This window comes from Kitasatospora sp. NPDC098652 (assembly GCF_044760155.1).
Classification (GTDB): domain Bacteria; phylum Actinomycetota; class Actinomycetes; order Streptomycetales; family Streptomycetaceae; genus Kitasatospora.
The window spans coordinates 78693-92142 of sequence record NZ_JBIWAQ010000004.1; the positions used below are offsets into that span (position 1 = coordinate 78693).

Sequence of the window (13450 nt, forward strand, 5' to 3'; positions counted from 1 at the left end):
GTGACGGGCGGACCCCCTCGGGGGTCCGCCCGTCGCCGCGTTCGGCCAAGGCCGCGACTCAGCGCCAGCGCCAGGCGTGGTCGACCGGGCCGATCCCGGCGCCCAGGGCGAAGCCCCCGGCGATCGCGCCGGTGATGTACTCCTTGGCCGAGCCCACCGCCTCGGGCACCGACTCCCCCTTGGCCAGGCCGGCCGCGATCGCGCTGGCCAGGGTGCAGCCGGTGCCGTGGGTGTGCCGGTTGTCGTAGCGCGGCGCGCGGTACCAGTGCACCTCACCGGGCCCGCCGTACAGCAGGTCGGCCGCCTCGCCGGCCAGGTGGCCGCCCTTGACCAGCACCCAGCGCGGCCCGAGGTCCAGCAGCGCCTCGGCGGCGGCCAGCATCTGCGACTCGTCCTCGACGGTCCGGCCGGTGAGCTGGGTCACCTCGTGCAGGTTGGGGGTGACCACGGTGGCGACCGGCAGCAGCCGCTCGCGGACGGTGGCGACCGCCTCGGCGGCCAGCAGCGCGTCCCCGTGCTTGGAGACGCCGACCGGGTCGACCACCACCGGGGCGGCCACCCCGGCCAGCAGCTCCGAGACGGTCTCGACCAGTTCGATCGAGGCGAGCATGCCGGTCTTCACCGCCTGCACCCCGATGTCGTCCACCACGCTGCGGAACTGCGCCCGGACGGCTTCGGCGGGCAGTTCCCAGTAGCCCTGGACGCCGAGCGAGTTCTGCGCGGTGACGGCGGTGATCACGCTCATGCCGTGGACGCCGAGGGCGAGCATCGCCTTGAGGTCGGCCTGGATGCCGGCGCCGCCGCCGGAGTCGGAACCGGCGACGGTGAGGACGCGGGGAGGTGCGGTCGAATCCATGGACCCCAACCTACCCGCGCGCGTTCGGGGCACCGTGGTCGTGGGGGCACCGCACACCCCGGGCCACCGCGGTCAGAGCACCGCCTCCGACTCCACCCAGCGCTCCTCCGGCACCGTCTTCAACCTGGTCACCGCGTCGCCGATCGGCAGCAGCTCGATGTCGGTCCGGCGCAGCGCGGTGAAGTGCCCGAACGCACCCCGGTGGACGGCCTCCACCGCGTGCCAGCCGAAGCGGGTGGCGAGCACCCGGTCCCGGGCGGTCGGGGTGCCGCCGCGCTGGGTGTGGCCCAGGATGACCGGGCGGGCCTCCTTGCCGAGCAGGTTCTCCAGCTCGTGGGCGAGCCGGTTGCCGATCCCGCCGAAGGTCCGGTGGCCGTACTGGTCGACCTCGCCGTGGTCGAAGCGCATGGTGCCGGGCGTCGGGGCGGCGCCCTCGGCGACGGCGATGATGGCGAACTTCTTGCCGCGGGCGAAGCGGTCCTCGACCATCCGGGCCACCGCCTCGATGTCGAAGGGCTTCTCCGGGATGAGGATGCCGTGGGCGCCGCCGGCCATGCCCGCGGTGAGGGTGATCCAGCCGGTGTGCCGGCCCATCAACTCCACCACCATGACGCGCTGGTGGGACTCCGCGGTGGTCTTGAGCCGGTCGATCGCCTCGGTCGCCACGTGCACCGCGGTGTCGAAGCCGAAGGTGACGTCGGTGGCGGCGATGTCGTTGTCGATGGTCTTGGGCACCCCGACCACCGGCAGTCCGGCCTCGCTGAACAGCTTGGCGGCGGTCAGCGTCCCCTCGCCGCCGATCGCGATCAGCGCGTCGATGCCGATGTCCCGGGCCAGCGTCTTGGCGTTCTCCACCGCCCAGGCGATCCGCTCGCGCTGCACCCGGGCCGAGCCCAGGATGGTGCCGCCGAGGGTGAGCAGACCGGTGACGTCGTCGTGCGAGACCGGCCGGGTACGGCCCTCGATCAGGCCGAGGAAGCCGTCCTCGATGCCCACGATCTCGTCGCCGTGCACATCCGTGCCCCGGTGCACCACCGAGCGGATCACCGCGTTGAGGCCGGGGCAGTCGCCGCCGCTGGTCAGGACACCGATGCGCATGTGTGGTGTGCTCCCGCTCGCCGTGGTTCGGCCCGGCCGCAGCCGACGGCGGGCGGGCTCGGATGGCGCAAGCCTACGCAAGTCGCCTGCTCGAAGCCCGTCCGCCGCACGCCCGGAGCGTCACGCGCCGTACCGGCGTCCACGCCCCGTCGGCCGTACGCCGTACCTCACTCGGCGAAGTGGTCCCAGCCGCCGACCCGGTCCCAGGGCGCGCCGTCGACCGTCACCCGGCCGCTGCGCGAGCCCCGCGGGCGGCCGGTCACCTCGCCCACCACCCGCCAGCGGGACGGGAGTTGGACCCCGCGCGGGAAGGTCGCCACGATCGCGTGGTCCTCGCCGCCGGACAGCACCCAGACCAGCGGGTCCACCCCGACCGCCTGGCCGATGTCGGCCATCTGCGCCGGGACGTCGAAGTCGGCGGCCCTGAGGTCGATGTCCACCTCGCTGGCCCGGGCCACGTGGCCGAGGTCGGCGACCAGCCCGTCGCTCACGTCGATCATCGAGGTGGCGCCCAACTCGGCGGCGGCCGGGCCCGCGTGGTACGGCGGCTCGGGGCGGCGGTGCGCCTCGACGAAGGCGCGCGGGGAGCGGAAGCCGCGTTGCAGCACCGTCAGTCCGGCCGCCGACCAGCCCAGCCAGCCGCACACCGCGATCACGTCGCCGACCTGGGCGCCGGAGCGCGTCACCGCCGCGCGCCCCTGGAGGTCGCCGAGCGCCGTGATCGCCAGCGTGACGGTGTCGCCGCGCACCACGTCGCCGCCGACCACCGTCGCCCCGGCGACCTGGCACTCGTCGCGCAGCCCGTCCATCAGCTCGGTGGCCCAGGTGGTCGGCAGGTCGGCGGGGGCGACCAGCCCGAGCAGTATCGCGGTCGGCACCGCGCCCATCGCGGCCACGTCGGCGAGGTTCTGGGCGGCGGCCTTGCGGCCCACGTCGTAGGCGGTGGACCAGTCCCGGCGGAAGTGCCGGTTCTCGATCAGGACGTCCGTGGTCGCCACCACCCGGCCGTCCGGGGCCTTCACCACCGCGGCGTCGTCCCCGGGGCCGAGGTCGACCGCGTCGGTGAGCGGTACCCGGGCGGTCAGCTCCCTGATGAGACCGAACTCGCCGAGCTCGCCCACGGTCCCCTGCATCTGCGTCCTCTCACCTTTCCTCCCCGGACGGCACCGCCGTCCGGGATGCCGTCCCCGTCGCTCCCCCCGCGCGCAGCGTACGCCCTCCGGGGGCACCGAAGTCTCCCCTCCCCGGCCCGCTGCGCGGTAGCGTGGTGATCAGCCTGCCGGTGCGCCCGCACCCACCTCTGCACCAGCCCGGGCGATCCCGGCGGCGATCCCCCCAACCGGCCGCCGGGAGGTCACCCGTGGTACAGGCATACATCCTGATCCAGACCGAAGTAGGAAAGGCCACCGCGGTGGCCGAGACCATCGCCAAGATCCCCGGTGTGCTCACCGCCGAGGACGTCACCGGTCCGTACGACGTCATCGTCAAGGCCGAGGCCGAGACGGTCGACGACCTGGGCCGCATGGTGGTCGCCAAGGTCCAGAAGGTGGAGGGCATCACCCGCACCCTCACCTGTCCGGTGGTGCACCTCTGAGCCCGGCTACCATCGGCGGGTGGCCAGAGAACTCCGCATCCCCAGGGCGCTGACCGCGCTTCCCGCACCGGTCCGCTGGCTGGCCGCGCCCGTCGCGCTGACCTGCACCGTGGTGGTGCTCATCGGCAGTTGGAGTTCGGCCGACGACCCCGCGGTGGAGGTCCCGCGGCCGAGCGGGAAGGCCGCGGACTACTGCCGGGCGCTGGGCGCCGCGCTGCCCCCGGAGTTGCTCGGCCGGACCCGCCGGGACCCGTCCCCGGCCTCCCCGTACGTGGCGGCCTGGGGCGACTCGCCCCGGGTGGTGCTGCGGTGCGGTGTCGACCGGCCGGACGAGCTGGACGGCGACCACGCCAGGGACTGGTCGCCGACCGTCGACGACGTCACCTGGTGGTCGCAGCGGCTCGCCGACGGCGGCTACCGCTTCGTGACGACCATGCGGGCCGCCTACGTCGAGGTGACCGTCCCGGCGGGAGCCGCGCAGAACCCCTTCGACCCGGCGGCCGCCCTGACCCCCGCGGTGAAGGCCAACGTCCCGGGCTGAGCCCGCACACAGGGGCGGGCCGGGAGCTCCCGGCCCGCCCCTGTCACGCGTACGAGCCCGCTAGCGCAGCCCGGTCGAGCGGCGCAGCGCGGTCTGCAGCAGCCGGTCGATCAGCTCCGCGTACGAGACCCCGCTGGCCTCCCACATCTTCGGGTAGGCGGAGATCGGGGTGAAGCCCGGCATGGTGTTGATCTCGTTGATCATCCAGCTGCCGTCCTCCAGCAGGAAGAAGTCGACCCGGGCCAGCCCCTCGCAGCCGAAGGCCTCGAACGCGGCCACCGCCTGGCGCTGGATCTCCGCGACCTCCTCGGCGGTCAGCTCGGCCGGGATCCGCACCTCGGAGGAGTCGATGTACTTGGCCTCGAAGTCGTAGAAGTCGAAGCCCTCGCCGACCAGCACCTCGGCCGGGACGCTGGCCCGCGGGCCGTCCTCGAACTCCAGCACCCCGCACTCGATCTCGCGGCCGGAGACCCCCGCCTCGATGATCAGCTTGGGGTCGTGCCGACGGGCCTCCTCGATCGCGGCGTCGAGTTCGGCGAGGTCCCGGACCTTGGTGATGCCGATGCTGGAGCCGGCCCGGCAAGGCTTCACGAACACCGGCAGGCCCAGCTCGGCGACCCGCTCGCGCACCGCGGCGCGGCCCTGCTCGGTCTCCCAGTCGCGCGGCCGCACGATCGTGTAGTGGCCGACGCCCAGGCCGTGCGAGGCCAGGATCCGCTTGGCGAACTCCTTGTCCATGCCGGCCGCGCTGGCCAGCACGCCGTTGCCGACGTACGGGACGCCGGAGAGCTCCAGCAGACCCTGGAGGGTGCCGTCCTCGCCCCACGGACCGTGCAGCAGCGGGAACACCACGTCGACCTGGCCGAGGGCCTTCGGGGCGCTCCCCGGCTCGCTCAGCAGCACCTCCCGGCTGCCCGGCGAGACCGGCAGCGCGACCTGCCCGTCGACGGCCTCGGCGACGTGGGCCACGTCCGGCAGCCGGCCGTCGGTGATGGCCATCCGGGACGGCTCGTCGCTGGTCAGCGCCCAGCGGCCCTCGTGGGTGATGCCGATCGGCAGCACGTCGTACTTGTCACGGTCGATCGCCCGGAGGACGCTGCCCGCGGTGGAGACCGAGATCGCGTGCTCGGAGCTGCGCCCGCCGAAGACCAGCGCGACGCGCGGCTTGGGGGCGGACGGGTCCGGGGTGGTCTGTTCGATGCTCATATCGGGTTTGAGACTACCGTGCGGGGTGTTTCCGGGAAGTCAACGCCGGTCCGGAGAGTCCGCGCCCGGCACCGGGTGCGGGGCCCGACGGGCCGGGCCTCAGCGCCGCTCGGCCTTGGCCGAGCGGGACATCAGCGCCTGCAGCGCCTCCTGGGTGGGCCGCCCGTTGTGCACCACGTCCACCACCGCCTCGACGATCGGCATGTCGACCCCGTTGCGCCGGGCCAGGTCCAGCACCGACTCGCAGGACTTGACGCCCTCCGCGGTCTGCCGGGTGGCCGCGATGGTCTCGGCCAGCGACATGCCCCGGCCCAGGTTCATCCCGAAGGTGTTGTTGCGCGACAGCGGCGAGGAGCAGGTGGCGACCAGGTCGCCCATCCCGGCCAGCCCCGCGAAGGTGTGCGGGTCGGCGCCCAGCACCTCGCCGAGCCGGGTGGTCTCGGCCAGTCCGCGGGTGATCAGGGTGGCCTTGGTGTTGTCGCCGAGCCCCATGCCGGCCGCCATGCCGACGGCCAGGCCGATCACGTTCTTGACCGCGCCGCCGAGCTCGCAGCCGATCACGTCGGTGTTGGTGTACGGCCGGAAGTACGGCGTGTGGCAGGCCGCCTGGAGCCGCTTGGCGACCGCCTCGTCGGGGCAGGCGACCACGCTGGCGGCGGGCTGCCGGTTGGCGATCTCCTTGGCCAGGTTGGGCCCGCTGACCACCGCGACCCGCTCCGGGCCGACCTTGGTGACCTCGTCGATCACCTCGCTCATCCGCTTCGCGGTGCCGAGTTCGATGCCCTTCATCAGGCTGACCAGCACGGTCTGCGGCTCGATCAGCGGCGCCCAGGCGGCCAGGTTGTCGCGCAGCGTCTGGGAGGGCACCACCAGCACCGCGAAGTCGGCGCCGGCCAGCGCCTCGGCGGCGTCCGTGGTGGCCCGGACGGTGTCGGGCAGCCGGACGCCCGGCAGGTAGTCCGGGTTCTCGTGGGTGGTGTTGACGGCGTCCACCAGCTCCTGGCGGCGGGCCCACAGCACGACCTCGCAGCCCGCGTCGGCCAGCACCATCGCGAACGCGGTGCCCCAGGAGCCCGTCCCCATCACGGCGCAGCGGGTCACCGGCCCGTCCCCTCATCGTCGTTGCCGATCCTGCTGCCCTTGGCACGGCGGCGTTCGGCCACCGCGGCGGCGGCCCGCTCGCGGGCGGCCCTGCGCATGTCGTAGCGCTCGGCCGGCGGCTCCTGGCCGCGGATCCCGGCCAGCACCTCGGTGATCGCCGCCATGATGTCCTCGGTGGCGTCGTTGAGCACCTGGGCGGTGAGCTCCATGCCCTGGTACTTGCTCAGGTCCACCGCGGGCCCGGCGGCCACGGTCACCCGGTGCCGCGGGAACAGGTTGAACTTGCCCTTGCCGTAACCGGCCCGGCCGTACGGCGGGATGATCTCGTGGGCGCCCCAGTGCGCGACCGGGATCACCGGCGCACCGGTCATCAGCGCGACCCGGGCGACCCCGTTCTTCCCGGTCATCGGCCACAGGTCCGGGTCCCGGGTGAGCGTTCCCTCCGGGTAGAACTGCACGCACTGGCCGTTGTTGACGGCGTCGATCGCGGCCCGGAAGGCCTGCGCCGCGTCGGTGGACTCGCGGAACACCGGGATCTGGCCGGTCTTGCGCAGCATGAACCCGATGAAGGGGATCGAGAACAGCGAGGACTTGCCGAGGATCCGCGGCGGACGCCCGCTGTTGTACTGCCAGTGCGCGTAGATCACCGGGTCGATGATCGAGTTGTGGTTCACCGCGGCGATGAAGCCGCCCTTCCGGGGAACGTGCTCCCAGCCCCGCCAGTCGGGCTTCACCAGCGCGGTCGTCACCGGCTTCACCAGCACGGCCGCGAAGCGGTACCAGATGCCGTAGTCGGCGTTGCCGAACTTGGCGTACGAGCGGCGGGCCACCCCAGCTCCTTCTCATCCGATGCGGCACGTGGGGTGCCGCGGTCATAGCCTCCCGGTGCCGCGCACCGCTGCGACCGGGGCCCGGCGCACGGGCGCGGAACAGTGTCGCCCGCCTGCTCACCGGCTGTCGAGCGGCCGCGCCAACCCGCCGGGCGGGCGTGATCAAACGCACGTCCGCACAGCTCGGACGGCCTGGCGAGGGCTCCGGGACCGGCGTCACAATGACGCCGATGACCCAGGACACCGTACGCCCCAGCGGGCCCGTCGCGCCCGCCGCACCCGCCGCCGACTGGTCGCTGGTGCTACCGCTCAAGCCGCTCGCCCTCGCGAAGAGCCGACTGGCCCCGTACGCGGGCCCGCACCGGGCCGAGCTGGCCCTGTCCTTCGCCCTCGACACCGTCACCGCCGCACTGGCCACCCCGGGCGTCTCACGCGTCCTGGTGGTCACCCCGGACGCCACCGCCGGCGCCCGGCTGGCCGAGTTGGGCGCCCTGGTGGTCGCCGACGAGCCCGGCGGCGGACTCAACCGGGCGCTGGCGCACGGCGCCTCGGCCGCGCGGGCGCTCGCCCCGCGGACCCCGCTGGCCGCCCTCTCGGCGGACCTGCCGGCCCTGCGCCCGGCCGAACTCGCCCGGGTGCTGGGCGCGGTGCCGTCGGACGGCCGGGCCTTCCTGCCGGACTCCCCCGGCCTGGGCACCACCCTGCTCGCCAGCGGCCCCGGCCGTCCGCTCGCCCCCGCGTTCGGGGACGGCTCGCGGGCCCGGCACGCGGCCGGCGGGGCGCTCGAACTGCGCCTGGCGGACGTGGAGTCGGTGCGCCGGGACGTCGACACCGGTGCCGACCTCGGCGAGGCCGCGACGCTCGGCCTCGGCCCGTACACCAGTGCGCTGTTCGCCCGTCTGGACCGCTCCTGACCAGCGGGCCGGTCGGAGCCGCTCGCTATGCTGCTGGCATGCAGGCCACCGCGTTCACCTTCGACCCCGCCACCCGAGCCGGCTCCGTGCTGCTCGACGACGGGACCCCGGTGCCGTTCGACGCGGCCGCCTTCGACGCCGGCGGCCTGCTGCTGCTGCGGCCCGGCCAGCGGGTACGGATCCGCACCGAGGGCACCGGCGAGGCCCGCCGGGTGGTCTTCGTGACCCTGCAGACCTTCCCCGACCCGGCCGACGGCCGCTGACGCCGCCGTCCCCTTCCACGGCCGTTCGCCGTTCCGGCCGTTCCCGCTGTTCCCGTTCTTCCCGCCGTTCCCGCGGATTTCCGCGCCCGGACGGCGGCCGCCGGTGAATCCTGACTAAGCGCCCGGAAATCGAAAGAGCCGCGGCCGCCCGGTCTCCGCAATTCGCGGAAGGGGGGTGCCGCGGCTCTGTGCCGAAGGCCGTCCGAGGACAGTCGCGCGGGACTTACTTGGCCGAGGCCTTGCGCGCGGTGGTCTTGCGGGTGGCGGTCTTCTTCGCCGGCGCCGTCTTCTTGGCCGTGGCGGTCGCCTTCTTGGCGGTGGCCGTGGTCTTCTTGGCGGCGGCGGTGGTGGTCGCCTTCTTGGCGGCGGCCGTCTTCTTGGTCGCCGCGGCCTTGGTCGCAGCCGCCTTGGTGGCGGTGGCCGTGGTCTTCTTGGCGGCCGTGGTGGCCTTCTTGGTGGCGGTCGCCTTCTTCGCGGCGGTGGCCGTGGTCTTCTTGGCGGCAGCCGTGGTGGTCGCCTTCTTGGCGGCGGCCTTCTTGGCGGTCGGGGCGGCGGCCGCAGCGGTGGCGGCGCGCTTGGTGGCGGCACGCTTGGCGGCCGGGGTCGCGGCGACACCGGTCTTGCCCGGGGTGAGCGAGCCCTTGGGGGCCTTCTTCACCGAGGGGCCTTCCTTCGGCAGCTTCTTGCTGCCGCTGACCAGGTCCTTGAAGCCCTGACCCGGACGGAAGCGGGGCACCGAGGTCTTCTTGACCTTGACCCGCTCGCCGGTCTGCGGGTTGCGGGCGAAGCGCGCGGAGCGCTCCACCTTCTCGAAGGTGCCGAAACCGGTGACCGAAACCCGGTCACCGGCCACAACGGCACGGACCATGGTGTCGAGCACTGCGTCGACGGCCTCTGCGGCAGCCTTGCGACCGCCCAGCTGCTCGGCCACCGCTTCGACAAGCTGAGCCTTGTTCACGTCTTCCCCTTCGGAAACGGGCGCCGGATGATTCCATCCGTTCTTTTCGCACGTTAGGTATGTATCTGCGGACTTTCAATTACCAAACGCGCGAATCACCCTAGTGTCGCAATGGATTTGCGCGTCCGCGACCTCAGTCGAGGGGCGGGTGCCCCTCGTCGAGGTCATGTACAAAGCGACTCAACCGCCTTGCCGCCTCCGGAAGATCGCGCTTGGCGGTCTCCGTGACGATGAGCAGTTGACGGGTGAGAGCGGTCTTTGCATCGACAGACACGTTCAGCGCATGCACGCGGGCGTGAGCTTGCTTCAACCGCTCGGCCACAAGCGCGTAGAGCGCTGCGACTTCCTGGTCGTCCGGCGCCTCAGCTGGTGTTGCGGAGGTGACGTCCGGCCGATCGTCAATTCGGCGTTCGGATCCCCGGCCCGTGGACTCCTCGGACGCGGGTTCGCCGCCCGCGTACGGAGGTTCATGGTGCCGGTGCATGTACTGATTGTGCCATCTACCCGCAGTTGTACTTGCGCGGGGCCCTCTTCCGCAAAGCCGAATGGGCAATCCGGGGAGGCCCCGGTGCTAACTCGTGCTCCGGAACGGCGGATGGCCCGGCCCCCCCGAGGGGGAGCGCGGGCCATCCGGTGGATCGTCAGAATGCTTGTTCTGAGGGGAACTCAGGAGACCGGCAGAGTACGGGGCTTGAACGCCGGACGGGTCGCCTCGTAGGCGGCGATGTCGCCCTCGTTCTGCAGGGTGATGCTGATGTCGTCCAGGCCGTTGAGCAGCCGCCACCGGACGTTGTCGTCCAGTTCGAAGGGCGCGGTGATGCCTTCGGCCCGGACTTCCCGTGCTTCCAGATCAACGGTGATCTCGGCCGAAGGGTCACTCTCGGTGAGCGACCAGAGGCGTTCCACGGTCTCCTGCGGCAGCACGACGGTCAGCAGACCGTTCTTCAGCGAGTTGCCCCGGAAGATGTCGGCGAAGCGCGAGGAGATGACCGCGTGGAAGCCGTAGTTCTGCAGCGCCCAGACCGCGTGCTCCCGGGAGGAGCCGGTGCCGAACTCCGGGCCGGCCACCAGGACGGTGGCGCCCGCGCGCTCGGGCCGGTTGAGGACGAACGACTCGTCCTTGCGCCAGGCTTCGAACAGGCCGTCCTCGAAACCGGATCGGGTGACCTTCTTGAGCCAATGGGCCGGGATGATCTGGTCCGTGTCCACGTTGCTACGGCGCAGCGGGACGGCCCGGCCGGTGTGGGTGGTGAACTTCTCCATGGCTCAGGCCTCCACGGCGACGTTGGCGGAGTTGACGGACAGGTCGGACGGGGCGGCCAGTCGGCCCAGGACGGCGGTCGCGGCGGCGACCTGCGGGGAGACCAGGTGGGTGCGGCCGCCCTTGCCCTGGCGGCCCTCGAAGTTGCGGTTCGAGGTGGAGGCGCAGCGCTCCCCGGGGGCGAGCTGGTCGGGGTTCATGCCCAGGCACATCGAGCAGCCGGCGTGCCGCCATTCGGCCCCGGCGGCGGTGAACACCTTGTCCAGGCCCTCCTCGACGGCCTGGAGCGCGACCCGGACGGAGCCGGGGACGACCAGCATCCGCACCCGGTCGGCGACCTTGCGGCCCTCCAGGACGGCGGCGGCGGCGCGCAGGTCCTCGATCCGGCCGTTGGTGCAGGAGCCGACGAAGACCGCGTCGACGGCGACCTCGCGCAGCGGGGTGCCCGCCTCCAGGCCCATGTACCTGAGGGCGTTCTCGGCGGCCACGCGCTCCTGCGGGTCCGCGAAGTCCTCGGGGTTCGGGACGTTCGAGCCGAGCGGAGCGCCCTGGCCGGGGTTGGTGCCCCAGGTGACGAAGGGGGTGAGTTCGCTCGCGTCGATGAACACCTCGTGGTCGAAGACGGCGTCCTCGTCGGTGGTCAGCGTCCGCCAGTACTCGACGGCGGCGTCCCAGTCCTCGCCCTGCGGGGCGTGCGGGCGGCCCTTGAGGTACTCGAAGGTGGTGTCGTCCGGGGCGATCATGCCGGCCCGGGCACCCGCCTCGATCGACATGTTGCAGACGGTCATCCGGGCCTCCATGGACAGGCTCCGGATCGCCGAGCCGCGGTACTCCAGGACGTAGCCCTGGCCGCCGCCGGTGCCGATCTTCGCGATCACGGCCAGGATCAGGTCCTTGGCCGTGACGCCCTCGGGCAGTTCGCCCTCGACGGTGACCGCCATGGTGCGGAACGGCGCCAGCGGCAGGGTCTGGGTGGCCAGCACGTGCTCGACCTGGCTGGTGCCGATGCCGAACGCCAGCGCGCCGAAGGCGCCGTGGGTGGAGGTGTGGGAGTCGCCGCAGACCACGGTGGTGCCGGGCTGGGTCAGGCCGAGCTGGGGGCCGACCACGTGCACCACGCCCTGCTCGACGTCGCCGAGCGAGTGGATCCGTACGCCGAACTCGGCCGCGTTGCGGCGCAGCGTCTCCAGCTGCACCCGGGAGACCGGGTCGGCGATCGGCTTGTCGATGTCCAGGGTCGGGGTGTTGTGGTCCTCGGTGGCGATCGTCAGATCGGTGCGGCGGACCTTGCGGCCGGCCAGCCGGAGCCCGTCGAAGGCCTGCGGGCTGGTCACCTCGTGGAGCAGGTGCAGGTCGATGAACAGGAGGTCGGGCTCGCCCTCCGCGCGCCGCACGACGTGGTCGTCCCAGACCTTCTCTGCGAGTGTCCGTCCCATCGGAGATTCCCTCCAGCCGGCCGCGTTGCCGGCCTTCTCGTGTCGTCGGGGTCATTGCGTGCGCCGTCCGTGCGGAGCGCGTTCGCGAGACCTGCACGCCGGATCGCTGTCCACGATGCGGACACTCTGTCGAGGCCCCATCCTGGATGTCTCCCGGGCTGCTGCATCCAGAGTGGCGCTTTTCCCGGAAGATTGAACTTGCGTCTCGCGGAATGAGACTGCAGTCTTAGGGCATGGACAACACTAGCGGCGTCGGCGTTCTCGACAAGGCCGCTCTGGTGCTCAGCGCACTGGAGTCGGGCCCCGCCACGTTGGCGGGGCTGGTCGCCGCCACCGGTCTGGCGCGCCCCACGGCCCACAGACTCGCCGTCGCACTCGAACACCACCGTCTGGTCACCAGGGACATGCAGGGGCGTTTCATCCTCGGCCCCCGTCTCTCCGAACTCTCCGCCGCGGCGGGCGAGGACCGGCTGCTCGCCACCGCGGGCCCGGTCCTGACCCACCTGCGCGACGTCACCGGCGAGAGCGCACAGCTCTACCGCCGGCAGGGCGAGATGCGGATCTGCGTAGCCGCCGCCGAGCGGCTCTCCGGCCTGCGGGACACCGTCCCGGTCGGCAGCACCCTGCCGATGAAGGCCGGCTCGGCCGCCCAGGTCCTGCTGGCCTGGGAGGAGCCCGAGCGGCTCCACCGCGGCCTCCAGGGCGCCCGCTTCACCGCCACCGCGCTGAGCGGCGTCCGGCGGCGCGGCTGGGCCCAGTCGATCGGCGAGCGGGAGCCGGGCGTCGCGTCCGTCTCCGCCCCCGTGCGCGGCCCCTCCAACCGGGTGGTGGCCGCCGTCTCCGTCTCCGGCCCGATCGAGCGCCTGACCCGCCACCCGGGCCGGCTGCACGCCCAGGCCATCATCGAGGCCGCGAACCGGCTCACCGAGGCGCTGCGGCGCAGCTGAGCCGGCGGAGTCCCCCACCCGCCCCACCCGCCCCGCCGACTCCCCCGTACCCCGATCCCCCACCCCCACCGAATGCGAAAGGGCCCCGCTCGGATCGAGCGGGGCCCTTCGCGTGCCTGCGCGGCGGAAACACCCGGGCGCGACGGAAAGCCCTGGAAAGCGGTGGAAGCGGTGGGAGCGGTGGAAAAGCGAAAAGACCCCGCGGGGCGGGGTCTTCCATATTTCTGGCTGGGGTACCAGGACTCGAACCTAGACTAAATGAACCAGAATCACTCGTGCTGCCAATTACACCATACCCCAACGCAAAGCAAGGGCCGATGGGCATGTCCTCGAAAGAACACAGCCACCGGCTTCGTGCTTTGAAGTACCCCCGACCGGATTCGAACCGGCGCTACTGCCGTGAGAGGGCAGCGTGCTAGGCCGCTACACAACGGGGGCATCCTGG

General features: G+C 72.5%; 15 protein-coding genes and 2 tRNA genes. 5 read left to right on the forward strand and 12 right to left on the reverse strand.

The genetic code is table 11. The annotated features are described in order from the left end of the window. Positions 1-58: 58 nt before the first annotated feature. From thiD to ACIQWA_RS11185, 3 genes are all read right to left on the reverse strand, one after another. A complete protein-coding gene (gene thiD / locus ACIQWA_RS11175) occupies positions 59-856 on the reverse strand; it encodes a bifunctional hydroxymethylpyrimidine kinase/phosphomethylpyrimidine kinase (RefSeq protein ID WP_402480980.1) in 798 nt (265 codons plus the stop codon). 72 nt (positions 857-928) lie between these two features. Then, entirely contained in the window at positions 929-1954 is a 1026-nt protein-coding gene (locus ACIQWA_RS11180) for a 6-phosphofructokinase (RefSeq protein WP_360233082.1), read from the reverse strand. Between the two features lie 167 nt (positions 1955-2121). Beyond that, positions 2122-3087 (reverse strand): thiamine-phosphate kinase, encoded by a 966-nt coding sequence (locus ACIQWA_RS11185; RefSeq protein ID WP_360233079.1) that lies wholly within the window; start codon positions 3085-3087, stop codon positions 2122-2124. Positions 3088-3314: 227 nt separating this feature from the next. On the opposite strand from ACIQWA_RS11185, the gene ACIQWA_RS11190 reads away from it, so the two are divergent. Beyond that, a complete protein-coding gene (locus tag ACIQWA_RS11190; RefSeq protein WP_402480984.1) occupies positions 3315-3548 on the forward strand; it encodes an Lrp/AsnC family transcriptional regulator in 234 nt (77 codons plus the stop codon). A 19-nt stretch (positions 3549-3567) separates the two neighbouring features. Continuing rightward, positions 3568-4089, forward strand: a complete 522-nt coding sequence (locus ACIQWA_RS11195; RefSeq protein WP_402480986.1) for a DUF3515 domain-containing protein — start codon at positions 3568-3570, stop codon at positions 4087-4089. Between the two features lie 60 nt (positions 4090-4149). Here ACIQWA_RS11195 and ACIQWA_RS11200 read toward each other — a convergent pair whose 3' ends face one another. From ACIQWA_RS11200 to ACIQWA_RS11210, 3 genes are all read right to left on the reverse strand, one after another. Then, positions 4150-5295 (reverse strand): D-alanine--D-alanine ligase family protein, encoded by a 1146-nt coding sequence (locus ACIQWA_RS11200; RefSeq protein ID WP_360233070.1) that lies wholly within the window; start codon positions 5293-5295, stop codon positions 4150-4152. 99 nt (positions 5296-5394) lie between these two features. Then, complete coding sequence (locus tag ACIQWA_RS11205; protein WP_360233274.1) at positions 5395-6378, reverse strand: NAD(P)H-dependent glycerol-3-phosphate dehydrogenase; 984 nt, start codon at positions 6376-6378, stop codon at positions 5395-5397. A gap of 14 nt (positions 6379-6392) precedes the next feature. Continuing rightward, positions 6393-7226, reverse strand: coding sequence for a lysophospholipid acyltransferase family protein (locus tag ACIQWA_RS11210; RefSeq protein WP_360233067.1), 834 nt, complete (start codon positions 7224-7226; stop codon positions 6393-6395). 230 nt (positions 7227-7456) lie between these two features. On the opposite strand from ACIQWA_RS11210, the gene cofC reads away from it, so the two are divergent. Both cofC and ACIQWA_RS11220 read left to right on the forward strand, forming a co-directional pair. Continuing rightward, the gene (gene cofC / locus ACIQWA_RS11215; protein ID WP_360233064.1) at positions 7457-8140 is read left to right on the forward strand and encodes a 2-phospho-L-lactate guanylyltransferase; all 684 of its coding nucleotides are present in this window, start codon (positions 7457-7459) and stop codon (positions 8138-8140) included. 38 nt (positions 8141-8178) lie between these two features. Beyond that, positions 8179-8403, forward strand: a complete 225-nt coding sequence (locus tag ACIQWA_RS11220) for a hypothetical protein (protein ID WP_360233061.1) — start codon at positions 8179-8181, stop codon at positions 8401-8403. A gap of 223 nt (positions 8404-8626) precedes the next feature. Here ACIQWA_RS11220 and ACIQWA_RS11225 read toward each other — a convergent pair whose 3' ends face one another. From ACIQWA_RS11225 to leuC, 4 genes are all read right to left on the reverse strand, one after another. Next, positions 8627-9361 carry an HU family DNA-binding protein gene (locus tag ACIQWA_RS11225; protein WP_402480992.1) on the reverse strand — a complete coding sequence of 245 codons (735 nt, stop codon included), beginning with the start codon at positions 9359-9361 and terminating at the stop codon, positions 8627-8629. Between the two features lie 133 nt (positions 9362-9494). Continuing rightward, the gene (locus tag ACIQWA_RS11230; protein WP_380591584.1) at positions 9495-9845 is read right to left on the reverse strand and encodes a hypothetical protein; all 351 of its coding nucleotides are present in this window, start codon (positions 9843-9845) and stop codon (positions 9495-9497) included. A 182-nt stretch (positions 9846-10027) separates the two neighbouring features. Then, the gene (gene leuD / locus ACIQWA_RS11235; RefSeq protein WP_360233055.1) at positions 10028-10624 is read right to left on the reverse strand and encodes a 3-isopropylmalate dehydratase small subunit; all 597 of its coding nucleotides are present in this window, start codon (positions 10622-10624) and stop codon (positions 10028-10030) included. Positions 10625-10627: 3 nt separating this feature from the next. Next, complete coding sequence (gene leuC / locus ACIQWA_RS11240) at positions 10628-12058, reverse strand: 3-isopropylmalate dehydratase large subunit (RefSeq protein ID WP_402480996.1); 1431 nt, start codon at positions 12056-12058, stop codon at positions 10628-10630. Between the two features lie 233 nt (positions 12059-12291). On the opposite strand from leuC, the gene ACIQWA_RS11245 reads away from it, so the two are divergent. After that, positions 12292-13005: an IclR family transcriptional regulator gene (locus tag ACIQWA_RS11245; protein WP_030246527.1), complete on the forward strand. Its 714-nt coding sequence runs from the start codon at positions 12292-12294 to the stop codon at positions 13003-13005. A 225-nt stretch (positions 13006-13230) separates the two neighbouring features. Here the strand turns inward: ACIQWA_RS11245 and ACIQWA_RS11250 are convergent. Beyond that, a tRNA-Gln gene (locus ACIQWA_RS11250) sits at positions 13231-13305 on the reverse strand. A gap of 65 nt (positions 13306-13370) precedes the next feature. Then, positions 13371-13443, reverse strand: a tRNA-Glu gene (locus ACIQWA_RS11255). Positions 13444-13450: the final 7 nt, after the last annotated feature.